Here is a 26,380-nt window from a genome sequence, read left to right on the forward strand (position 1 = left end):
GGACTGCGGATACATGCCCAGAGCGATCAGGGCGTCGCGGAAATTGAGACCGACCGCCCGCAACGCCACCCGGACCTCGCCGGGGCCGAGGGCCCGCAATGCCTCCGGCGTCTCGACCAGCGTCAGGTTGTCGCCGGTCAAGGTGCCCTTGCCGTGGTGGGCCAGCGCCCACGCCGGAGCCCGCATCGCCGCACTCGCGTTCCCGAGGTCGCCTGCGGCCCGTCGCAGGCGCGGGACGTGCGGGATACCACGACGGACGGCGAACTGGGGCTCGGCCCTCGTCGTCATCGCGAGGGCGACATCGCGCCGGTAACCGGCCCAGTCGTCCACGTCGACGAGGACGATCCGGTCCGGATGCTCGCTCTGGGCGGTACGCAGCAACCCCCACGCCGCCCCCGTGGACAGATCCAGCGGCTCGCCGGGATGCACCGCCACGGCCTGCCGGGTGACCACGACGATCGGGTCCTCCCGATCCAGCACCCGCTGCACCCGCGTGGTCACCGTGGTCACCACATCACGTGCCGACCCCGGCAGAGCGCGGTCGGCGGCCTCGTCGAGCCGGATCACCGTCGCCACCCGCCCCGCGATCGTCACGGTCTCGCCGTCCTCTGCTTCACGCCAGACTCCGGTGTCCGCGGCCTCGTCCTCCGACGCGGACAACGCGACCCACTCCACCCGGTAGCCGAGTCCCTCGCTCGTCGGCCGGGACCGTCCGAGTGCCTCGACCGGGATAGGGCGCATAGTCAAACCGCCCACCTCGGCCACCGGCATACCCGATGAATCGGTGAGGGTCACCGCGATCCGAGGTCCTGCGGCCGTGGACCCGGACACGGCCGCGTGGACCCGCAGCGTGGTCGCTCCCGTCGCGTACAACCTGACGTCCTCCCAGGAGAACGGGACCGCGACCGTCCCCTCCGGCGCGTCGGATACGAGCCCACCCAGCAGAACCGAATGCAACGCCGCGTCCAGAAGCGCCGGATCCAGCCCGAATTCGGCGACCCCGGCCCGGCCCGGTTCCGGCAGCGTCACTTCGGCGAAGACTTCGCCGTCACCGCGCCACAGGGCGGTCAGCCCCTGGAACAGGGGACCGTATTCGTAGCCACGCTCGGCCAGCTCCGCGTAAACACCGGCAACATCGACCGCGGCCACACCGGCCGGTGGGCGCACGGCCACGGCCGAGACCACAGCCGCATCCGTTTCGGCGATGATCGTGGCGGCGGCGTGCCGGACCCACCGCGGTGAGTCCCCCTCCGAGATCCGGTCGGCCGGACCGCGCTCGGCGCGGGATGCGACCTCATCCGACCGTGAATACACCGACACCCTGCGCATGCCCGACTCGTCCGGAGCACCGGCCACCACCCGTAGCTCGACGGTCCCCGACGACGGCACCACCAGGGGTGCCTCCAGCACCAGTTCCGACAACCGCGTGCACTCGACCACCGCCCCTACATGCAGGACGAGCTCCACGAATGCGGCGCCCGGCAACAAAGCCACACCCGCGACAGCGTGATCGGACAGCCACGGATATGCCGCGCGCGACAGTCTGCCGGTGAACACGGCCTCGTCCGTGTCCGGCAACCGCACCATCGCCGCCAGCAACGGATGCGCCGCCTCGTCCAGGCCAGACTGCCGAATATCCGGCATCCCGACAGGCGCCAGCCAGTGCCGCTTGTGCTCGAACGCGTACCGCGGCAGGTCCACCCGGGTGGCGACGGGCGCCAATGCCGGTGCCGCCACGCCGATACCGGCACAGTGAGCGCGCGCCAGAGCGAGCGAGAGCTGTTCCGGCCCCCCGTGCTCGCGTTTCAAGGTGCCCAGGACGGCGACACGGCCGGACGCGCCCAGGGCGTCCGCTGTCAGCTCGATCCCGACCGTCAGCACCGGGTGCGGGCTGACCTCGATGAAGGCGTTCACACCCGCGCGTTGCAGAGTTTCGACCGACTCGGCGAACCGGACAGGCTCGCGCAGGCCGCGATACCAATAGGCGGCGTCCAGCGTCACGGTGTCGACATAGTCCGCGGACACGGTCGAGAAGAACGGCACCGCACCGGACACCGGCGCGACCGGAGCCAGCTCCGCCAGTACCCGATCGCGGATGGACTCCACCGCGGCCGAATGCGACGCGTAGTCCACCGGAATACGTTTCGCCCACACGCCGTCGGTCGCGCAGGCCGCCAGGAATTCGTCCACGGCCGAGATCTCCCCCGACACCACGGTTTGCCCCGGCCCGTTCACCGCCGCCACGGACAACCGGTCCCCGAACCCGGTCAGCCGGTCCGCGACCGCGTCTGCCGCCAAACCGACCGACACCATGCCACCGGCTCCCGCCAGTTCCTCGGCCACGATCCGGGACCGGACGGCGACCACACGCGCACCGTCGGCGAGTGAAAGCCCGCCCGCGACCACGGCCGCCGCGATCTCGCCCTGCGAATGCCCCACCACCGCCGCGGGCTCCACCCCGCTCGCCCGCCACACTCGCGCCAGCGACACCAGCACCGCGAAAAGCGCGGGCTGCACCACATCCACCCGGTCCAATGCCGCCGCGCCCGGCTCTCCCCGCAGTACCGAGGTCAACGACCAGTTCACGAACGGCGCCAGCGCCGCCTCGCATTCCGCGATCGAGTCGGCGAAAACCTGGTCAGCGGCGAGCAGTTCGGCGCCCATGCCCACCCACTGGCTGCCCTGACCCGGGAACACGAACGCCACCCGCCGCGCCGCGGCCCGGCCGGTGACCACGGAATCGCTCTCGGTGGACGCGGATCCCGCCAGACTTTCGAGCCCGGACCGCAGATCATCGAGTTCGTGCCCGACGACCGCCGCGCGATATTCCAGCTGCGCGCGGTGCCGCAGCAGAGTGTGCGCCACATCCGCCACGTTCACGTCGTCCCGCGCGGTAAGCCATTCAATGAGCCGAACGGCCTGTGTCCGCAGGGCCTCCGGGGTGCGCGCGGATATGGTCCACGTCCGGACACTCCGATGACGATCACCCGGATCATTTGCGGTGCCAGGGCTTTCGGCCGGAGCCGCGGGCGGCGGCGCCTCCTCGAGGATCAGGTGCGCGTTCGTCCCGCTCATCCCGAACGACGACACCCCGGCACGACGCATCCGGTCACCGGCCGGCCAGGGCTCCGGCTCGGTCAGCAGCCGTACCGACCCCGCCGACCAGTCCACATGCGGGCTCGGCGCGTCGAGATGCAGTGACTTGGGCAGAGTTTCGTGCCGCAATGCCTGCACCATCTTGATCACACCACCGACACCCGCGGCCGCGACGGCGTGACCGATATTCGATTTCACCGATCCGATGCGCAGCGGTTGCGCCCGTTCGGCGCCGTATGCCGCGATGAGCGCCTGCGCTTCGATCGGATCGCCCAGTGCGGTGCCGGTTCCGTGCGCCTCGACCGCGTCCACATCCGCCGGCGTCAACCCCGCGTCGGCCAGCGCCGCCGCGATCACCCGCTCCTGCGAGGGACCGTTGGGCGCGGTCAGGCCATTGCTCGCACCGTCCTGATTGATCGCGCTACCGCGCACGACGGCCAGGACCCGGTGCCCGAGGCGGCGGGCGTCGGCGAGTCGTTCGACGACCAGCACACCGACACCCTCGGACCAGGTCACGCCATCGGCCGCGGCGGAGAACGGTTTGCACCGCGCGTCCGCCGCCAACCCCCGCTGGCGCGCGAAGTCGACATACAGCGCCGGACTCGCCGAGATACTGACCCCACCGGCCAACGCCAGGGAGGTCTCGCCCTGACGCAGCGCCTGACAAGCCAGATGCAGCGCGACCAGCGACGAGGAACAGGCGGTGTCGACCGTGACCGCCGGGCCTTCCAGGCCGAAGGCATAGGCCACGCGGCCGGAGATCACGCTGTGCGACGTTCCGGTCAGCCGGAAACCTTCGTACTCCCCCGTCACGCCTTCCGCGTAGCCCGAGGCGCAGGCGCCGACGTACACGCCGGTGTCCGTACCGCGTAGCGCGGCAGGATCGAGGCCCGCGTCCTCCAGTGCCTCCCAGGCGACCTCCAGCATCAGCCGCTGCTGTGGATCCATCGCCGCCGCCTCACGCGGCCCGATACCGAAGAACCCGGCGTCGAAATCCGCCGCAGAGGCCAGGAATCCGCCTTCCCGGATATAGACCGTGCCCGGCTCATCCGGATCGGGATGGAACAGCCGCTCCAGATCCCACCCACGGTCATCGGGAAAAGGCGTGATCACGTCGGTTCCGGACGCGACGAGACGCCACAGATCCTCGGCCGATCCGACGCCACCGGGGAAGCGGCAGCCGATCCCGACGATGGCGATCGGCTCGTCGGATCGGGTGCGGCGCACGATGCGCGGCGCGGCGAGATCCACCCCTTCGATCCGGGCACGCACCAGCCGCGCCACCGCGGTGGGCGTGGGGTAGTCGAACATCAGCGTCGCGGGCAGTGCCAGCCCGGTGGCGGCGGCCAGCCGGTCGCGCAACTGCACTCCGCTCAGCGAGTCGAATCCGAACGCCGTGAACGGCAGATCGGCCGGAACAGCCCCGGCCGACTCGTAGCCGAGTACCGCCGCCGCCTGCTCGGCGACGACTTTCAACACCAGCGCGTCCCGCTCCGGCTCAGGAACGGCGAACAGCCGCGGCGCCAGCGGACCCTCCACCGCGGCACGCCTCCGGCGGGCGGGAACAACGGCTGGCGCGGACGCGGCCACCTCCGACGGGGACTCGTCGACCACCCGGTCGACGATGCGCAGCCGCAGCGACCTGATCACGACAACCGGGTCGCCGTCCTCGGAGAAGGCCGTCACGCGCACGGTGTCCGCGCCGACCCGCTCGATCCGCACCCGGGCGGCGGCGACACCGTCGCGGCACAGCTGAACGCCGGTGAACGACACGGGCATCGGGGTCCGGGCGGGCGAGTCGTCGGCGAGCAGATCCGTCGCGGCGTGCGCCATGGCATCGAGCAGCGCGGGATGGATGCCGAACCGGCCCCGATCGCCCACCGACTCATCGAGCGACACCTCGGCGAATACCTCGCCGCCTCGCAGCCAGGACGCCGTGACTCCTTGGAACGCCACGCCGTAGCCGAGCCCACGACCAGCCAGCCGGTCGTACAGTCCTTCGGCGGACACGGGCTCGGCCCCGGCGGGCGGCCATTCGACGCCCGGCCGGACAGGGATCGCGTCGCGGTCTGCGGCCAGCACCCCCTGCGCGCACCGAGACCATTCCGTGGCAGCGTGGTCGGCGCCGGTGGCCGGGCGGGCGTGGACGGTGAACGCCCGCCGCCCGCTCTCGTCGGCCGCCGCGACGCGCATCTGGATCGCCCACGGCAGGTTCGCCGGTAGCGGCGCCTCGATCCGCAGTTCCTCGACCTGCGCGGCGCCCACCCGGACGCCCACGCTCAACGCGGTCTCGAGCCATACCGCCGCGGGCACCGCGGGCGCCCCGAAGACGAGGTGATCCGCCAGCCAGCGGTGGGTATCGGGGGCCAGGAGCCCGGTGAACAGCCATTCGTCGCGCTCCGCCACCGGCACCGCGGCGGCCAGTATCGGATGATCCGGCGCGATCAGCCCGGCGCGGCGCATATCCGCGGCGCCCGCGCCGGCCCCGGCCTCCGGTGTCCAGCACCGGCGGCGCTGAAACGCGTAGACCGGCAGATCCACCCGCGCGGCGGGCGGGGCCAACTCCGCCGCCACCGCGTCGATACCCGCGCAGTATGCCCGGGCCGACGCCGCGGCGAACTCCTCGGGCCCTCCGTGGCCACGCCGCAGTGTGCCGCACACCGCCACCCGGTCGGCCGCGCCCAGCGCCTCGGCCACCAGTTCGATCGCCGTGGCGACCACCGGATGCGGACTCGTCTCCACGAACGCCGTCATCTCCGCGCGCAGCAACGCTTCGATCGCTTCGGCGAAGCGCACCTGCTCACGCAACCCGCGATACCAGTACGCCGCGTCCAGTCCGGCCGTGTCCACGAACTCGGCCGTCACCGTCGAGAAGAACGGAATATCACCGGTTTTCGGCTGGATCGGCGCCAGGTCGGCCAGCACCTGGTCGCGAATCCGTTCCACCGCCGCCGAATGCGACGCATAGTCCACCGGAATACGTTTCGCCCAGACACCCTCGGCCGCGCAATCGGCGAGGAATTGCTCGATCGCGTCGGCCGCCCCGGACACCACGGTCTGGCCGGGAGCGTTCACCGCTGCCACCGATAGCCGCCCACCGAAGGCCGCCAGCCGGTCCGCGACCGCGTCGCCCGGCAAGCCGACCGACGCCATACCACCCGAGCCCGCCAGTAGTTCCGCGACCGCGCGCGACCGGAGCGCCACCACGCGCGCCCCGTCCTCGAGCGACAGTCCACCGGCCACCACCGCGGCCGCGATCTCGCCCTGGGAATGACCCACCACGGCGGACGGTCGCACACCGGCGGCCTGCCACCGCCGTGCCAGCGATACCAGCATCGCGAACAGAACCGGCTGCACCACATCCACGCGATCCAGCGAGGCGGCGCCCGGCGTCCCCCGCAGCACGTCGGTCAACGACCAGTCCACGAACGGCGCCAGCGCCACTTCGCATTCAGCGATCGACGCCGCGAAGACCTCGTCCGACGCCAGCAGTCCGGCGCCCATGCCCACCCACTGGCTGCCCTGGCCCGGGAACACGAACACCACCCGGCGCGACGCGGCCCGACCGGACACCACCGTGAAATCGCCGACCGCCGGATCGGGCGCCGATTCGGCCAGGGCGGCGAGCCCGGCACTCATCCGATCGGCGCCGGAGCCCACCACCGCTGCCCGCCACTCCAACGGCGTCCGGGTATGGGCCAGCGAGTACGCCACCTCGGCGGTACCGGCCCGCGGGTTCTCCACCAGCCAATCACGCAGACGAACAGCCTGCTCGCGCAATGCTTCCCGGCTGTGAGCCGACAGGACCCACACCGCGGGCCGGAGCTCGCGGCGCGCGCCGGTCACCTCGACGGGGGCCGTGGCGGGCGCCTGCTCGAGGATCACGTGCGCGTTCGTCCCGCCCATCCCGAACGACGACACACCGGCCCGGCGCGGCACATCGCCTGCCCACGGCTGCGTGCTGGTCTGCACCCGCAGCCCGAGGTCATCCAGCGGGATCCGGGGATTCGGTAAGCGGAAGTTCAAGCTGGGCGCCAGCTGCCCGTGCCGCAGGCACAGTGCGGTCTTGATCAACCCCGCGATTCCCGCGGCGCCTTCCAGATGCCCGATGTTGGTTTTGACCGACCCGACGGCCAGCGGCTCACCCGCCGGACGGTTCGCGCCGTACGTCTCGCCCAGGGCCGCCGCCTCGACCGGGTCGCCCGCGGGCGTACCGGTGCCGTGCAACTCCACGTACTGCACTGATGAGCCGTCGATCCGGGCCGCCGTCAGGGCGGCCCGGATGACGGCGGCTTGGGTGGCGGCGCTGGGGGCGCTCAACACCTGCCGCTCGTTGCCGTTGTTGACGGCACTGCCTCGGATGACGGCGTAGATCCGGTGTCCGGCCGCGATCGCACGCGCCACCGGCTCGAGCACGATCATGCCGCCGCCTTCGCCGCGGACGGTGCCGTCGGCCTCCTCGTCGAAGGTGTGGCATTTCCCCGTCGCCGAATGCGCGCCGAACAGTTCGTACCGGTGGCCACTCAGCGGAGACAGAATGAGATTGAGCCCGCCCGCCACGGCCACGTCGCATTCGCCCCCGCGGATCGACTCGCAGGCCAGGTGCACCGCGACCAAGGACGAGGACTGCCCGCTGTCGACGACCAAGCTCGGCCCGGTGAAACCGTAGTAATTCGAGATTCGGTTCGCGGTAACTCCTCGGCCGACCGCCCACAACGAATGCCGACCGACGCCGGATTTTCCTTGTGACGCGACAATCTCGGCGAAATCGGTGCCGGTGCAACCCAAGAACACACCTGCCCGCGCTCCGGTGCGGTCGCCGAATCCGGCGTCTTCCAACGCTTCCCAGCTCAGTTCGAGACCGAGTAGCTGTTGCGGATCGAGCGAATTGGCCTCATTCGGCGGCACGCCGAAGAAGCCGGCGTCGAATTCTGTCGCCGAATCGAGGAATCCCGCCGTCTCATCTATTTCGGGGCGGTCGGCGGGAGCCGATCCGACGGCATCGCGTCCCTCGCGCAGCAATCGCCAGAAGTGCTCGAGGTCGGGAGCTCCTGGCATCCTGCACGACATTCCAACGATGGCGATCTCATTCGCTGGTTCAACCATGGGAATTCCTCTATCTCGCTTCTTCGATGCCACGCGTCACGATCGTGCTCGACTCGGCGTCGCCGAGTTCGGCAAGCCAGCGCCGTATCTCGTCCGCCGCCGCGGACGACGCCGCTCCGATGATCGAGAAATGGTCCGCCTCGATTTCGACCGTCTTGCCCGCGTGCAGCCATGCGGGCACTGGTTCGGCGATGTCATCCAGCCCGGGCAGCGGAGTCGATGCCCGCAGATCGAACGTCGGCGCGGTGATCGACGCGGGTTGCCGTTCGTCGAATATCTGCGCGTACTTCGCCATGGCGACCAAGCCATGATCACCGATCTCGGTGACCTCATGGTCCAGGTCGAGCACGGCGCCGACCGCACTCGCGAGGATCCGATGGTTGTGCTCGGCATCGTCGGGCGAATAGGAGTCGAGCAAGATCACCCCCGCAGGCCCGCGCCCACTCTGCTCCAGGCGATGTGCCAGCGCATGCGCGATCACACCGCCTGCCGAATAGCCGACGAGAACGATCGGCTGCCGGTCGCCGACCTCGGCCACGGCCATCGCCAGACAGTCCAGCAACGCATCCCATGACCTGGGCAGCGGTTCCCCGGGCTGGGTCCCCGGAAGGCGCAGCGCGGCCATCGTGCGGTCGGCACCGAGCTCGCGCGCCAGCCGACCGAACTGATGCGGTCCGGTACCGACCACGAACGACGGCACGCAGATCAGCGCGGGCTGGGATGTACCCCTGCTCAATGGAATCGGAGTCGGCCGCACGAGCAATTCACCGGCGGTAGCGAACGTGTCCGCGAGCTTGGCGGTCTCCAGTAACAGCGGTATCGCGACGCCGACCTGACCGCGCCGGTGCGCTGTCACAACCAGATCGGTGAGCGCACCGCGGATCCCGGAATCCATACGCGGCACGGTGTATGTGTCCACCGTCGTGTGCATGGTTTCGGCTATCCGGGCGGAAAGATAGTCGGCCAGTGCACGAGCGGTGGGGTGATCGAAGACAACGGCGGAAGGCAGCGACAAACCGGTGGACTTGGCGAGCCGGTTTCGGAACTCGACTCCCGCCAGCGAATCGAAACCCAACTCCGTGAACGGAGCCCCTGGATCGATCGCCTCGGCGGAGGCGTGCCCCAATACCGCGGCTGCCTGCTCACGCACCACCGCCAGCGCGACCTCATCGCGCTCGCCGACCGCCGCCGACGCCAGCCGCCTTTCCAGCGACCCGCCGTTCCCGCGCGCGGGCTCCGGCACCGACACCAGCGAACTGAGCACCTTCGGCAGCGCACCCGTCTCCGCTTGCTCCGCCAATCCCGCCGCGTCGAATTCGGCACCGACCACCAGGGCTGAGTCAGCGACGACTGCCGCGTCGAACATCGCCAGCCCGGTCGCTTGGCCGAGCGGGCGAACCCCCAATCGCCGCAGTCGCATCAATCCGGCCGCACCCAGGTCTGCGGTCATCCCGCTGCTGGCGTTCCACGGGCCCCAGGCCACCGACACACCCGGCATGCCTGCCGCCCGCCGCAGTCGAATCATCGCGTCCGCGAAGGCATTCGCCGCAGCGTAATTGCCTTGTCCCGGCGAACCCGTCACCCCGGCGACCGACGTGAACACTACGAACGCGGACAGATCCGAATCGCGGGTCAATTCGTGCAACAACCACGCTCCGTCCGCTTTCGGACGGAACACCCGATCCACCTGCTCAGCGGTCAAGGTCTCGACGGTGCCGTCGTCCACTACGCCCGCCGCATGGACGATTCCGGACAACGGGAATTCCGACGGGATTTCCGCCAGTACCGCCTCGAGGCCATCCCGATCCGCCACATCGCACGCCGCCACGTCGATCACGGCGTCACGCGCGGACAGCTCCGCGACCAACTCTGCTACGCCCTCGGCGTCGCGGCCCTGCCGCGATACCAGCAACATCCGGCGCACTCCGTGTTCGGTCACCAAATGCCGCGCCACGAGCGCACCCAACCCGCCGGTGCCCCCGGTCACCATCACCGTCCCCGGCCCGAACGACGTGTCGGCCGGAACCGGCTGTGTCGAGACGCGACCGCTCGTATCGCTGAGTGCTGACCGCCCGCGCAACCGCGGCGCCAGCAAGCGACCATCCCGTACCGCCACTTGGGGCTCTCTGGTGGCCATGACCGCCGACACGATCCCGGCGTCGATCTCGCTGTCGCGATCGAGGAGCACGATTCGTCCGGGGTGCTCCGCTTGCGCGCTGCGCAGCAACCCCGCAGCCGCCGCGGGAACCGGATCGGGCGACTCCCCCGACAGGCCTGACGCGTTTCGCGTCACCACGATCAGCCGTGTCTCGGCGAGCCGCGATTCCGACAGCCACGACCGCAGCAGATCCAGGGTCTCGTGCACGACCCGCCGACTTGCCTGTGCGGGATTCCCGACGCCCGATTCGTCGCCGTCGATCACCCAGGCGACTGATCCGACACGGTCGTCGGCAGCCGCCAGTTCGCGCACGCCGGCGAACCGACGATCGATCCCCGGCACACTCCCGGCGCCGAGCACCGCCATCGAGTCCACCGGCCCGGCAGGCACTGGGGTCACCGGCACCCACTCGATGCCATACAGCGACGACGAATCGCCACCCGGGCGAATACGGTCCACCGTGCGCCGCTCGACAGGGTGCACCACCACGGAGTCCGCGCTCACCACTGGTTCGCCGAACTCATCCACCACATCCATCCGAATCCGATGGCTGCCGAGCAGCGCGGCGCGAAGTCGGACCGGCCGAGAACCTGTCCGCGACAGCCGCACGCCGCTGAACGACACCGGCAACGGAACCCGGCCCGCGGGGATGTCCTCCATGAGGAAGTCGACCCCGGGATGCAGGCACGCGTCGAACAACGCCGGATGGATCCCGAACCCTGTCGCCTGCCCAGCCGTCGCCTCATCCAACGACACCTCGGCGAAGATCTCCGCCCCTCGCCGCCACACCGCGCGCACACCACGGAACGCCGGACCGTATTCCATTCCCAAACTGGCGATCCGTCGATACAGAGTCTGCACATCGAGTTCCTCCGCACCCGCGGGCGGCCACACCGGCTCATCCCATTTCGGCGCGGTGTCCGCTGTCGAGACGGGAGCCAGCACACCGCGGGCGTGCGGTACCCACGCGTCGGCACCTTCGACCCGCTCGGGCCTGGAATAGATCGTGAAGCGTCGCCGCCCATCCGGTCCGGCCGCCTCGACACCGACCTGCAGATCGACAGTGCGATCGCCGATGCCCAGCGGAATGTCCAGCAGCAGTTCCTCGACAATTCCCACACCCAGCCGCGCACCGATCGCCGACACCAGCTCCAGATATGTCGTCGCGGGCACCACCACCGTCCCGAACACGACATGATCGGCGATCCACCGATGACCGGCGTCCGACAGCTTTCCGGTGAACAGCCACTCGTCCTTGCCTGCCACCGGCACCGCATCGATCAAAATCGGATGCTCGACATTGCCCACCGCAATCGAACGCGGCGCGTCCAGCCAATAACGCTGATGCTGGAAGGCATAGGACGGCAACGGTACTCGAGCAACAGAGCTCCCCGCGAACAACGAATTCCAGTCCACGTCCATCCCGGCCACGTGAAGCTGCGTCAGAAACGTCAGAAACCAAGCCGCCTCGTCGAACCCGCGCCGACCCGCCGGTGACACCAGCCATCCGGCCGTGCCATCACCGTCGTCGCTCAGGCATTGCTGGGTCATGGCCGTCAGCACGGCGTCGGGTCCTACTTCGAGGATTCGGCGAACGCCGAGGTCGGCGAGCGACCGGACTGCGGGTGCGAACCGGACCGCGGCACGAACCTGTCCGACCCAGTACGCGGAATCGGTGTACGCGTCGCCCACGGCGCCGGTCGTATTCGACACGATCGGCAGCAGCGGCTCCCGGTAGGTCACCTTGTCGGCAACCGCGCTGAACTCGGCGAGCATCGGATCCATGCGCGCGGAATGAAACGCGTGGCTCGTCCGCAACCGCGACGTCTTGACTCCCTCTTCGGACAACCGCCGCTGTACCTCCGCGACAGCGTCCGCGTCACCGGACAGCACCACCGAGGACGGACCGTTCACGGCCGCCACCGATAACCGATTCCCATATGCCGCCGCGATCTCGACGGCGCGCTGCTCGGTTATGGCTGCTGCGAGCATTGCCCCGCCCTCGGGCAACGCCCCCATCAACCGACCCCGCGCCGCCACCAACACACACGCGTCCGCAAGCGACCACACCCCCGCCACATACGCCGCCACCAGCTCACCGATCGAGTGCCCCACCAACACATCCGGAGCGATCCCGAACGACTCCACCAATCGGAACAACGCCACCTCGAACGCGAACAACGCCGGCTGCGTGAACTCGGTCCGATCCAACAGTCCCGCCGGATCAGCGAACATCACTTCCCGCAACGACCTGCCCAACAGCGGATCGAACTCCGCGCAAACCTCATCCAATGCCGCCGCGAAAACGGGAAACGCCCGATAAAGCCCCGCCCCCATTCCCACCCGCTGTGCACCCTGACCCGTGAACAGAAACGCTGTCCGACCTTTGACCGGCACACCGGACACCACCGACGACGACACCGATCCTGACGCCAGATCCGCCAACCCAGCCAGCAACTGCTCCCGATCGCGGCCGACCACCGCGCCACGCCAGTCCAACTGCGCGCGTGTGCCGATCAACGAGCGCGCGACGGCGCGCGCATCAGCATCAGGACGCTCGATCAGCCATGCCCGCAACCGATCCGCCTGGGCCCGCAAGGCTGCCTCGGATTTCGCCGACACCAGCCAGGCCACCGAATCGACAGCCGCGGGTGCGGGGTCGGCTGTCGAGGACTCTTCGTGCCGCGCGAACGTCGGCGCTTCCTCCAGGATCACGTGCGCATTGGTGCCGCTGATCCCGAACGACGAGACCCCTGCCCGGCGCACCCGCTTTCCCGCAGGCCAGGGTTCCGCCTCGGTCAGCACCCGCACCGACCCCGCCGACCAATCCACATGTGGCGACAGCGCGTCCACATGCAACGTCTTCGGCAGCATCTCATGCCGCAACGCCTGCACGACCTTGATCACGCCCCCGACACCCGAGGCCGCGACCGTGTGCCCGATGTTCGACTTCAACGACCCGATCCGCAGCGGCTCCGCGCGTCCTTGCCCGTACGCGGAGATCAACGCCTGCGCCTCGATCGGATCCCCCAGCGGCGTGCCTGTGCCGTGCGCCTCCACCGCGTCCACATCGGTCGGATCCAGTCCAGCCACCGCCAGTGCCGCCGCGATCACGCGCTCCTGCGAGGGACCATTCGGCGCGGTCAAACCGTTGCTCGCACCGTCTTGATTCACCGCCGAACCCCGGATCACGGCAAGAACGTCGTGTCCCAACCGCCGCGCATCCGACAACCTCTCGATGACCAGCACACCGACGCCCTCCGACCAGCCCACCCCGTTCGCGCCAGCGGAGAACGACTTGCACCGCCCATCAGGCGACAAACCCCGCTGGCGCGCAAAGTCCACGAACAGCTCCGGGGTACCCGAGATCGAGACACCGGCTGCCAGCGCCAGCGACGTCTCGCCCTGGCGCAGCGCCTGGCACGCCAGATGCAGCGCCACCAGTGAGGACGAGCATGCGGTGTCCACCGTCATCGCCGGTCCCTGCAAGCCGAACACGTAGGCGACACGGCCGGAGATCACGCTGTCCGAATTGCCGGTCATCCGAAAACCTTCGTGTTCGCCGACTACCCGCTCGACATAGCCGGACGGAGTCGCACCGACGAACACACCGGTATCGCCGCCGCGCAGCGATATCGGATCGATACCCGCGTCTTCCAAGGCCTCCCATGCGGCCTCCAGCATCAGCCGCTGCTGCGGATCCATTGCCCTCGCCTCGCGGGGGCTGATGCCGAAGAAACCGGCGTCGAAAGCGCCCGCGTCGGTCAAGAATCCGCCTTCCCGGACGTACGTGGTTCCGGGATTGTCCGGGTCCGGGTGGAACAGCCGCTCGAGGTCCCAGCCCCGGTCGGAGGGGAATGGTGTGATCGCATCCCTGCCGGACGCCACCAAATCCCACAGTTGGTCCGCGGATCCGACGCCGCCGGGATAACGACAGCTCATCCCCACGATGGCGATCGGCTCGTCGGTCTGTACTCGGCGCACGATCTGCTTATTGCGTCGTTCGGCGCGGGGCGCGTCCCCGAGCTTGGACACAATGAACGTCGCCACCGCCTTGGCGGTTGGGTAGTCGAAGACGAGGGTGGACGGCAGTTGCAATCCCGTGGCCTTGGCGAGCCGATTACGGAACTCGACACCCGCCAACGAGTCGAAACCCAGTTCCGTGAACGGAACTTCCGCACCGATCATGTCCCCCGACTCGTGTCCGAGGCTCGCGGCGACGTGATTGCGAACAACGCCGAGCACAGCGTCCGCGCGGTCGGATTCGGGTGTGCCAGCCAGCCGCTGCGCCAACGACGCCACGCTCGCGGACCGGTGCGGCACGGTGACCAAGGAGCTGAGCGTTCTGGGCAGTGCTCCGGAGGCCGCCTGTGCAGTGAGTGCCGCCACGTCGAGACGCACGCCCACAATCGTCGAGAGACCGGCGGACACGGCGGCGTCGAGCAGCGACATCCCGTAGGAGTCGTCGAGAGGGACCAGACCTTCCCGTCGAATACGCGCGAAGTCCGCCTCCGTGAGGGTGCTCGTCATACCGCTGGTACCGCGCCAGGGCCCCCACGCAACGGACGTCGCCGGCAGACCATTGTGGTGCCGATGCTGGGCCAGGGCGTCGAGGAATGTGTTCGCCGCCGCGTAGTTGGCCTGACCCGGACTACCGATCGTGCCCGCGATCGAAGAGTAGAGCACGAACATCGACAGATCGAGATGCTTCGTGGCCTCGTGCAGATTCCATGCCGCGTCGACCTTGGGCCGCAACACGGTCGCCAACTGCCGCGGGGTCAGGTCAGCGAGCAGACCGTCGGCCAGTACGCCCGCCGCGTGTACAACGCCGGTCAGCGGATACTCCGGCGGGATCGCGGACAACAGCCCGTCGAGCGCCACTCGGTCGGCCACGTCGCAGGCGACCACGTCCACCTGTGCGCCGAGCGCGGTCAGTTCGGCCACGAGATCGGCGACACCGGGCGCGGTCGGGCCGCGCCTACCTGCCAGCAGCAGCCTCCGCACGCCGTGCTCGACGACAAGATGCCGAGCCGCCACCGCCCCCAGCCCGCCGGTGCCGCCGGTGATCAACACCGTGCCATCGGACCGGACCCGCGACGCGACAGTGACTTCGTTCTTGCCGGTGTCTCGACCGCGACGACTCAACCGCGGCGCATACGGCACGCCACCGCGCAGTGCCACTTGAAATTCGTCCGTGATGCCCAAAGCGGCGACGACCCCATCGCGGTAGTCGTCCCAGCGGTCCACGTCGACGATCGTGATCCGACCCGGATTCTCGTTCTGGCCGCTCCGCAGCAGACCCCACACTGCCGCGCCGGCGAGATCCACCGGTTCACCGGCGTTCACAGCGACCGCATGCCTGGTCACCACGACGACCGATTCCTGCCGTGCCAGGAGTTCGGTCACCCGCGCCGCCGCATCGACAAGCCGATCGTGAACCGAACCCGGCAGGTCCGCATCCGCCGGGGCGCCCTCGAGTCGAATGACGCCTGCCGACCTACCGCCGACCGTCACTGTCTCGCACTCGTCGGTGCTCACCCATTGCTCATCCGCTGTTCGATCGTCGGTGCCGAAATCACCGCGCTTGGGCACGGGCAACGAGACCCAGCGGAGTTGGTAGATGTCGCGGCCCGCGGCGGCGGCACCGGACGCGCCCAGCGTTCCGATCGGGATCGGACGCATGGTCAATGCCGAGACCTGACAGACCGGCACCCCGCCGGAGTCGGTGAGCGTCGCCGTGACCCGCTGATTGTCGTCTCCGGCAGAACTCGACTCGGCCGCGGCCAACCGGACCCGCACCGACCTGGCCCCGACGGCGTGCATGTCCACGTTCTCCCACGAATAGGGCACACGGATCTCGCCCGCACCGGGCGGCTCGATCAACCCGGATACGGCAACCGCGTGCAGTGCCGCGTCCAACAGCGCCGGGTGTATCCCGAACCGGTCCGACGAATGCTCCAGCTCCGGCAGATTCGCCTCCGCGAATACCTCGTCGCCACGCCGCCACAGCGCGGTCAATCCTTGGAACCACGGCCCGTGCGCGTAGCCGCGCGCAGCCAGATCCGTGTAGACATCGCCGATATCCACCGGCACCGCTCCGACCGGTGGCCAACTCTCCGTCATCATCGCCTGCCCGATCTCGGACGACGGCGATTGCGCGACAAGAGTTCCCGTCGCATGGCGAACCCACTCCGCCTGCCCCGGTCCGGCGTCACGTTGCGGGCGCGAATACACCGACACAACCCGTGCGCCCGCATCGTCGTGCCCGGTCGCCATCACCCGCAGCTCGACCGCGCCGTCCGGCGGCACGGCCAGCGGCGCGGTCACCACCAGATCGGCCAGTCGCGGACTACCGGTCATCGCCCCGACGTGCAGTGCCAGCTCGACGAACGCCGTGCCGGGAAGCAGCACCGTCCCGCCGATCACGTGATCGGCCACCCACGGCTGACTCGACAAGGACAACCGGCCGGTCAGCACGACTCCCGCGGAGTCCGGCAGCCAGACGGCCGCACTCAGCAGCGGATGCTCCACGAGGTCCAGGCCCGAGGCGCGGACATCTCCCGCGCCCACGGCATCCAGCCAAAAACGTTGATGCTGAAAGGCATACGTCGGCAATGAGACCCGCATCGGGTCTCGGCCCGCGAACAACGGCCCCCAGTCCACGTCTATCCCCGCGTTGTGTGCGTGCGCAAGGAACGCCGAGAACTGCGTCACCTCATCGACTCCGCGCCGGCTCGCCGCCGCCACGACGGACTGCGACCCGACATCGTCGGGCAGGCACTGACGGGTCATCGCCGTCAGCACCGCATCGGGGCCCACCTCGAAGAACTTCCGGACACCCAGGTCCACCAGCGTGTCGACCCCCGGCGCGTAGCGGACGGTGTCGCGGACGTGACCGGCCCAGTACAGGGAGTCGGCAAGCGCTTCGCCTCCGACGACGCCGAACACGTTCGACACCACCGGCAACAGCGGGCTCCCGTAGTCCAGACCGGCGGCCATCGCCTCGAATTCCGGCAGCATCGGTTCCATCAATGCCGAGTGGAACGCGTGGCTGACCCGCAACCGCGACGTCTTGATCCCCTCCGCGGCCAGCGCCGGTTCCAGCTCGGCGACGGCTGCCTCGGTACCGGAGATCACGATCGCGGACGGACCGTTCACCGCCGCGATCGACAGTCGGCCGCGGTATCCGGCGATGGCCGCGGCGCCCCGCTCCTCGGACATCGCGGCGGCCAGCATCGCGCCCCCGGACGGCAGCGCGCCCATCAGCCGGCCGCGCGCGGCCACCACAGCGCACGCGTCGGCGGCCGACCACATCCCCGCCACGTACGCGGCGACCAGCTCACCGATCGAGTGCCCGATGAGCACATCCGGGGTGATCCCGAAGGACTCGACCAACCGCACCATCGCCGCCTCGTAGGCGAACAACGCGGGTTGGGTGTACTCCGTGCGGTGCAGGAGATCCGCGCCCGCGGCGCCGAAGACGATGTCCTTCAGCGACATTCCGGGCGCCGGGAATTCCAGCAGGCCGTCGAACTCGGCGCACAGTTCGTCGAACGCCGCCGCGAAGACTGGAAACGTCGCATACAGCCCGGCGCCCATGCCGACTCGCTGCGCCCCCTGCCCGGTGAACAAGAACGCGATCTTCCCGCCGACGGGTCGGCCCTCGGCCACTCCCGGCGACGCCGTACCGATCGCCAGATCCGCCAGCCCGGCCAGCATCGCCTCGCGGTCGCGCGCGACCACCGCGGCGCGCCGATCGAATCGGGCCCGCGTGGTCAGCAGCGAATGGGCCACGTCCACCAGGTCGACGTCGGGACGGGCCTCGATCCACTCGCGCAACCGAGCGGCCTGCGCCCGCAGCCCCGCCTCGGTTTTCGCCGACACCAGCAGTGGAACTCCCGGCGCCGTGGGCGGCGTTCCGGCCGGTTTCGGCGCCGACGCGCGCTGCGGTGCCGCAGGTGCCTCCTCCACGATCACATGGGCGTTGGTGCCGCTGATCCCGAACGCGGACACACCAGCCCGGCGCACCCGCTCGACCGAGGCCGGCCAGGGCCGCTGTTCGGTCAGCAACCGCAGCGCCCCCGCCGACCAGTCCACGTGCGGCGACGGAGCGTCCACATGCAGGGTCTTCGGCAGCATCTCGTGCCGCAACGCCTGCACCATCTTGATCACGCCACCGATGCCGGCGGCGGCCTGGGCATGCCCGATATTCGACTTCAACGACCCGACCCACAGCGGCTCGGTCCGCCCCTGCCCGTAGGTGGCCATCAGCGCCTGCGCTTCGATCGGGTCACCCAGCGGTGTGCCCGTACCGTGCGCTTCCACCGCGTCCACATCCTCGGGAGCCAGCCCGGCGCCGGCCAGCGCCGCCGCGATCACCCGTTCCTGCGACGGACCGTTCGGCGCGGTCAGCCCGTTCGACGCCCCGTCCTGATTCACCGCCGAGCCCCGGATCACCGCGAGCACGTCGTGACCGAGCCGGCGCGCGTCCGACAGCCGCTCCAGCACCAGCACACCCACGCCTTCGGCCCAACCGACACCATCGGCGGAAGCCGAGAAGGCCTTGCACCGCCCGTCCCGCGAAAGCCCGCGCTGGCGCGAGAACTCGACGAACATGAACGGCGTCGACATCACCTGGGCGCCACTGGCCAGGACCAGCGAACTCTCCCCTTGGCGCAGCGCCTGACAGGCCAGATGGATGGCCACCAGCGAGGAGGAGCAGGCGGTGTCGACCGTGACCGCCGGGCCCTCGAATCCGAATGTGTAGGCCACGCGACCGGTGAGCACGCTACTCGTCGAGCCGGTACCGATGTAGCCTTCGGCCACCGAACCCGCGGCCTTGGCGATCTCCTCGTAGTCCTGATAGGAGACCCCGGTGAACACGCCGGTGTCACTGCCCCGCAGTGACGACGGATCGATACCGGCGTGCTCCAGCGCTTCCCAGGAAGCCTCCAGCAGCAGCCGCTGCTGTGGATCCATCGCCGCCGCCTCGCGCGGACCTATCCCGAAGAAGCCCGCGTCGAAATCCGCCATGCCGGAGAGGAACCCGCCTCGGTCCAGGTAGGAGGTTCCCGGGTGGTCGGGGTCGGGATCGAACAGTCGGTCCAGATCCCACCCGCGATCGGTGGGAAACTCGCCGATCGCGTCCGCACCGGAAGCCACCAGCTCCCACAGGCCGTCCGGCGAGGCGATACCGCCCGGATACCGGCAGCTCATCCCGACGATCGCGATCGGCTCGTCGGTACGGATCCGGCGCGTCACCCGCGCGGGCCGGCCTGCGTCGGTCTCCGTCGCCTCGTCCACCCGCGAGCGCACGAATGCCGCCACCGCCGCGGCGGTCGGGTGATCGAAGACAAGCGTCGAGGGCAGTTGTACGCCGGTGGCCTTGGCCAGCCGGTTGCGGAACTCGACCCCCGCCAGGGAATCGAACCCGATCTCGCTGAACGGTGCGGTGGGGTCGATGGCATCGCCGGAAATGTGCCCCAGCACGCCTGCGACCTGTTCGCGCACGACGTCCAGCACAATTGCCGCACGCTCCTGCTCCGGCGCCGCGGCCAGTCGGCGCGCCAACGTCCCGCCCGTATCGACGGCCCGCCGCACCGGCACCGGGACGACCGAGTGCAGTAGTCGGGGCAAGGCGCCTTCGCGCGCTTGGACCGCCAGGGCATCGGTGTCGAACTCGGTCGCGATGACAACCGGCACCGGCGCGGCGACCGCGCGATCGAACAGCGTCAAACCATCGGCCGTCTCCAACGGCCGCACGCCCAGCCGGCCCATCCGTACCATCGCAGCGTCATCCAGGCCGCTGGTCATGCCGCTGCTTTGATTCCACGATCCCCACGCGATCGATACCGCGGGCAGGCCCGCTCCCCGACGCCGGGACGCCAGCGCGTCCAGGAACGCGTTCGCCGCGGCGTAGTTGCCCTGGCCGGGCGCGCCCACCACACCGGCGACCGACGAGAACAGGACGAACGCGGAGAGCTCCCGATCACTGGTCAGTTCGTGCAGATGCCATGCGGCGTCCGCCTTCGACGCCAGTACCCGGTCGAGCCGGTCGGCGGCCAAGTTCTCGATGGTGGCGTCGTCCAGGACGCCTGCGGAATGGATCACCGCACTCGGCGCGAAGTCGCCGGAGAGTTCGGCGAGCAGCGCCGCCAGCGCGGCGCGGTCGCTGACATCGCAGGCCGCCACCCGCACCTGCGCGCCCGCAGCGGTGAGCTCGCTGACCAGCGCAGCCGCCCCGTCGGCGCGGTCACCCCGGCGCGACACCAGCACCAGGCGTCGCACACCGTGCTCCGCGACGACGTGGCGGGCCACCTCGGCCCCGAGACCGCTTGTGCCACCGGTGATCAGAACCGCGCCGGCTCCGAACACCGTGCCCTCGACCGTCGCCGCCGCGTGCTGTCTGCGCAGCCGCGGGACCAGCAGCGCGCCGCCGCGCCAGGCCAGCCGCGGCTCCTCCGAGCGCGCCGCCGCCGTGACGGCCTCGATTGTCGGATCCTGCCCGGCGACAGCGTCGAGGAGAACGAACCGCCCGGGATATTCGGCCTGGGCGCTGCGGACCAGCCCGCCCACCGCGGCACCCGCCACGTCCGGAGTCTCACCCGGCAGCTCGACGGAACCTCTGGTCAGGATCACCAGCCGGGTATCGCGCAGGCGTTCCTCGGCCTGCCACGCCTGCAACAACTCCAGTGCCGACCGCACCCAGGTGTGTGTCCGCGAGGTCGTATCGCCGGCGACCGGACCGTCCCCGCCCGGTGACCAGACGACGATCTCCGGCGGTGCCTGGTCGCCGAGGAGGTCGGCAGGTACCGCAGCGTGGCGAGCGGCGCCCGCGACACGCGCGGCGCCGAGCAGCGCGACCGTCGCGGCCATCCCGCCCGCGACCGCGGGCACCGGCACCCATTCGAGGTCCGACAGGGACGCACCGCGATCGGTTCCACGGGTGAGCGCCTTGGCATCCACCGGGCGAGCGGTGAGCGCTTCGATGCTCAGCACGGGCGCACCGGTGTCGTCGAAAGCGGCCACCCGAATGCGGCCGGCTCCGGACCGTTCCAGACGCACCCGGAGGGCGGCCACCCCGCCGCGGTACAGGCGCACTCCGGCGAACGAGAACGGCAGCGGCAGCCTGCCTGCGGGCATGTCCTGCGCGAGCTCGGTGATCGCGGTATGGAAGGAGGCGTCCAGCAGGGCGGGATGGACTCCGAAAGCTGGTGTGTGCTCGGCGGACGCGGCTGCGAGCGACACTTCGGCGAACAGGTCGTCGCCGTCGCGCCAGGCCGAGGTGACGCCCTGGAACACCGGACCGTAATCGAACCCCAGGTGCGCCAACTGGTCGTACAGGTCGGCCACCGGCACCGGGTCGGCTTCAGTGGGCGGCCATTGCGCGCCCTCCGCCGAGGTCTGCCATCCCCATTCAACCCACGCGGGCACACGCTCCGCGGCGGGGACGAGGACACCGTTGGCATGCGGAACCCATTCGCCCGCATCCACATCCCCGTTTCCGACCGCACGCGAATAGATGACGAACCGGCGTGCGCCCGCATCGTCGGCGGGTTCGGCGGTCAGCTGGATATCGATCGCGGTGTCGTCGGCGAGCAGCAGCGGCGCTTCCAGCAGCAGTTCGTCGATGAACTCGGTGCCGAGCCGGGCACCCGCGGTCAGCGCCAGTTCCACGAAGGCGGTGCCCGGTAGCAGCACCGATCCGAAGGCGACGTGGTCGGCCAGCCACGGGTGCGTCCGCAACGACAGCCGGCCGGTGAACAGCCATTCGTCCCGCCCCGCCAACGGCACGGCGCCGGTGAGCATCGGATGATCCGATGACATCAGTGACGCCTCGACTCCGAGTGGCTCCAACCAGTACCGCTGACGTTGGAACGCATAGGTCGGCAACGACACCCGGGACGGCGTCCGGCCCGCGAACAGCGGGCGCCAATTCACCTCGACACCGGCGATGTGGGCTTGCGCGAGCATGGTGACGTACTGTGTCACCTCGTCGGCCGAGCGACGTGAGGCCGCGGTCACCATCGAATCGGCTTCGGCCTCGGGGTGTTCGGCCAGGCAGCGCCGCGTCGTCGCCGCCAGCACCGCGTCCGGGCCGATCTCGACGAAGCGGCGGACTCCGGCGGCCACGAGAGCGTCCACACCGGGCGCGAACCGCACGCAACCGCGCACTTGCTCGACCCAATAGCCCGGGTCGATGAGCGCGGATTCCGCGAGCACGCCGGAGACATTGGACACCACCGCGACCGTGGGCGTCCGGTACGTCAGCCGCTGCGCGACGGCGCGGAAATCGGCCAGCATCGGATCCATCCGCGCGGAATGGAACGCATGGCTGACGCGCAGCCGCGAAGTCTTGACCACCTCAGCGGACAGTTGGCGCTCGACCTGCTCGACGGCGTCCGCGTCGCCGGAGAACACCACCGACGACGGACCGTTCACGGCCGCCACCGACAACCGGTCTCCGAAGTCAGCCGTGATCTCCATGGCCCGCTGCTCGGTCACCGCCGCCGCGAGCATGGCGCCGCCTTCGGGTAGCGCCCCCATCAACCGCCCCCGCGCCGCCACCAACGCACACGCGTCAGCCGTCGACCACACACCCGCCACATACGCCGCGACCAACTCACCGATCGAATGACCGATCAGCACATCCGGTGTGACCCCGAACGACTCCACAAGCCGGAACAACGCCACCTCGTACGCGAAAAGCGCAGGCTGGGTGTACTCGGTGCGGTGCAACAGATCCTCACCCGCCGCCCCGAAAACGACGTCCTTCAACGAAACACCGGACCCGAGCGCGCGATCGAACTCGGCACACAGTTCATCGAACGCCGCTGCGAACACCGGGAACGCGGCATACAACCCCGCCCCCATACCGACACGCTGTGCACCCTGACCGGTGAACAAGAACGCTGTCTTTCCTTGTCCGGCCGCACCTTCGAGCACGCCGGAGGAACCGGCCGCCAGGTCCGCCAACCCGGCCAGCAACTGCTCGCGATCGCCGCCGACGACGGCGGCGCGCCGGTTCCACTGCGCCCTCGTCTCGATCAGCGCGGACGCCACACTCCACGGGTCGGCATCCGGATGCTCGAGCAGCCACCCGTGCAACCGCGCCGCCTGGGCCCGAAGCGCCTCGTCGGTCTTCGCCGACACCAGCAACGGCACGATGGTCGCCGCGCACGCGGGGCCGGCGTCGCTGTCCGCCGTGCCGTCGTCGGATACCGCCGGGGCAGGCGATTCCTCCACGATGACATGCGCGTTCGTGCCACTGATCCCGAACGACGACACACCCGCCCGGCGCACCCGCTCCCCCGCAGGCCAGGGCTCCGCCTCGGTCAACAACCGCACCGACCCCGCCGACCAATCCACATGCGGCGACGGAGCATCCACATGCAGCGTCCTCGGCAGCATCTCGTGCCGCAACGCCTGCACCATCTTGATCACACCGCCCACACCCGCCGCTGCCTGCGAGTGGCCGATGTTCGATTTCAGGGAACCGATCCGCAGGGGTTCGCCCCGCTGTTGTCCGTACGCGGCGATGAGTGCCTGCGCCTCGATCGGATCACCCAGCGACGTCCCCGTCCCGTGCGCCTCCACCGCATCCACATCCGCCGCGGCCAACCCCGCCGCGGCCAAGGCCGCCTCGATCACCCGCTCCTGCGAGGGACCATTCGGCGCGGTCAAACCGTTACTCGCCCCATCCTGATTCAGCGCAGAACCACGAATCACCGCGAGCACCTCGTGCCCCAGACGCCGCGCATCCGACAAACGCTCCAGCACCAGCACACCCACGCCTTCGCCCCAGCCCACCCCATCGGCTGACGCCGCGAACGCCTTACACCGGCCGTCCCGCGACAACCCCCGCTGCCGGGAGAACTCGATGAACAGGAACGGTGTCGACATCACCGTGACGCCACCGGCCAGCACGAGCGACGTCTCGCCACGACGCAGCGCCTGGCAGGCCAGGTGGATGGCCACCAGCGACGACGAGCACGCCGTGTCCACCGACACGGCGGGGCCTTCCAGACCCAGCGTGTAGGCCACCCGGCCGGACACCACGCTGCCCGTCGAACCGATACCCGCATAGCCCTCCGCGGTCGGTCCGGCTGCCCTGGCGGTGTGCTCGTAGTCCTCGTACATCACACCGGCGAACACGCCGGTATCGCTCCCCCGCAAGGAGGTCGGGGCGATACCGGCGTTCTCCAGCGCCTCCCAGGAAGCCTCCAGCAGCAGCCGCTGCTGCGGGTCCGTCGCCGCCGCCTCCCGAGGTCCGATGCCGAAGAAGCCCGCGTCGAAATCACCAGCATTACGCAGGAAGCCGCCCTCCCGCGTGTACACCTTCCCGAACCGGTCCGGGTCCGGGTCGAACAGCCCCTCGAGGTCCCAACCCCGGTCCGCCGGGAACTCGCCGACGGCATCCACTTCCGCCGCGACCAGCTCCCACAATTGCTCCGGCGACTCGACACCGCCCGGATAGCGGCAGCTCATCCCGATGATCGCGATCGGCTCGTCGATCTTCTCCCGCAAACGGGTCAGGTCGTCGCGAGTCGTCATGAGCTCGACGGTGACCTTCTTCAAGTACTCCAACATGCGGTCGGACGAGTCACCAGCGCTTGAGTCCACGTTTCACATCCCGGGTATCGCAGGGTCGACAAAGAAACCCGGCGTCGCGAGCAGCGGCGCGGGTTGGGCGAGAACTACCGAGTCGTTCGGTCAGGTATCAGTGACGAAGTGGCCGGTCGAGGCGCGAGCCAGTGCGACCGGATCACCGGCCACGGATTTCGGATGTCTTCGGTGAATAGCGATCCGACCGCGGAATTCCGCAGGAGAGTATTTCTCGGCGGTCATGAGACCGCATCTCGACGGCACCTTTACTGACGGAAAAGCCGACACTGCGGAGCGCTCAACATACCACAAGCCTTTATCCGTGGCGAGCATGCAGTTTCCCATTGCTGAGAAGATGAAACCAGAGCCCATGCGCAATCTTTCTTCGGCAAGCAAAGCGGCAGGACGATCGTCCAGTCGCGTGCTGAGGGTTAGCCTGCCAGCCGTTACAACTTCCCGCAAGTGGTATGTGAAACGTTCATTGTCCGGTCGATTCGGTGCGATTCCATCGGCCTACCAGAGGGGAATCGGGCCGGTCGCACAGGCGCGGAAAGAACGGTGCGAACGCTCGGCACCGAACAGCTTTCCGCGATGTCGTGCGCGAAGCTACCTACGTATGCTGATGGCAAGCCGCGTCCCGAGACCTCCGGTACCGCTGCGGATCCCAAGTCCGGACCCGCGCCGCGATCGTCCGGAGTGCGCGAGGCCGACTCCGAACCGCGCCGCTCAGAGACGTAACAACGACGTTGCTGGCAGTTGGCATCGACCACGCTTTTCGGTGAAGAGCTTCATGCTCGGCCCCTCCGAATCATTTCCTGTCGAATCCCCCAAGAACACCGCGACAGGAATGGCGAACGTGTACACCCGTCACCGGAAGCTATCGGTGAACAAAATGTGCGGCCGACGCCTGCATCGTTTCACTGTGGCGAAGATGCTTTCGCGCCCACGATCGGAGAAGTGCCAGGTTGTGCGCGCCGCTTCCCGCTTCGACGGCACACTTACCCGGCAACGAGATACTGTTCAGCGTTGCGTGAACAAAAGTGAAGTCCGAGCCTGTCGTGCGAATGCTCGGCCGAAGGCTGACGGGGTTCCGGGTTCAAGGCTCCGCCGGGGCGTTGCGCCGTCCGGCGACGAGGCTTGCCGGATCCGGACAGGCGAATTCGACGACCGGATAACGTCCCGGCGACGAGGTCACGTCCGGACCGGCATCGCGGGGTCCATCCGGGAAGGATTCGCCGAGTGAACTTCCGGATCATCGGTGGTGGCGCGACGCTCGGCAGTCGCCGCGGTCCGGCGGTCTCGTTCGGAACGAGCCCACAACGCCTTGTGCCCACCGAGCGGTGGGTGCGCGGATCCGCTCGACCCCGAACGGTCTTCTTCATCGCCGGCACGAAAACTCGCCGACCCGCGCGTCCG

The 26,380-nt window shown here is 69.3% G+C and carries 3 protein-coding genes; all 3 read right to left on the reverse strand.

Translation table 11 applies throughout. From position 1 onward, the window contains the following. The coding region (locus ON34_RS28975; RefSeq protein WP_051023278.1) for a type I polyketide synthase at positions 1–8,202 on the reverse strand (8,202 nt) is incomplete at its 3' end. A 10-nt stretch (positions 8,203–8,212) separates the two neighbouring features. Beyond that, complete coding sequence (locus ON34_RS28980) at positions 8,213–24,982, reverse strand: SDR family NAD(P)-dependent oxidoreductase (RefSeq protein ID WP_218003942.1); 16,770 nt, start codon at positions 24,980–24,982, stop codon at positions 8,213–8,215. 90 nt (positions 24,983–25,072) lie between these two features. Further along, positions 25,073–25,336 (reverse strand): hypothetical protein, encoded by a 264-nt coding sequence (locus ON34_RS36440; protein WP_157172467.1) that lies wholly within the window; start codon positions 25,334–25,336, stop codon positions 25,073–25,075. Positions 25,337–26,380 lie beyond the last annotated feature (1,044 nt).

It is taken from the genome of Nocardia pneumoniae NBRC 100136 (genome assembly GCF_000308755.1).
GTDB lineage: Bacteria > Actinomycetota > Actinomycetes > Mycobacteriales > Mycobacteriaceae > Nocardia > Nocardia pneumoniae.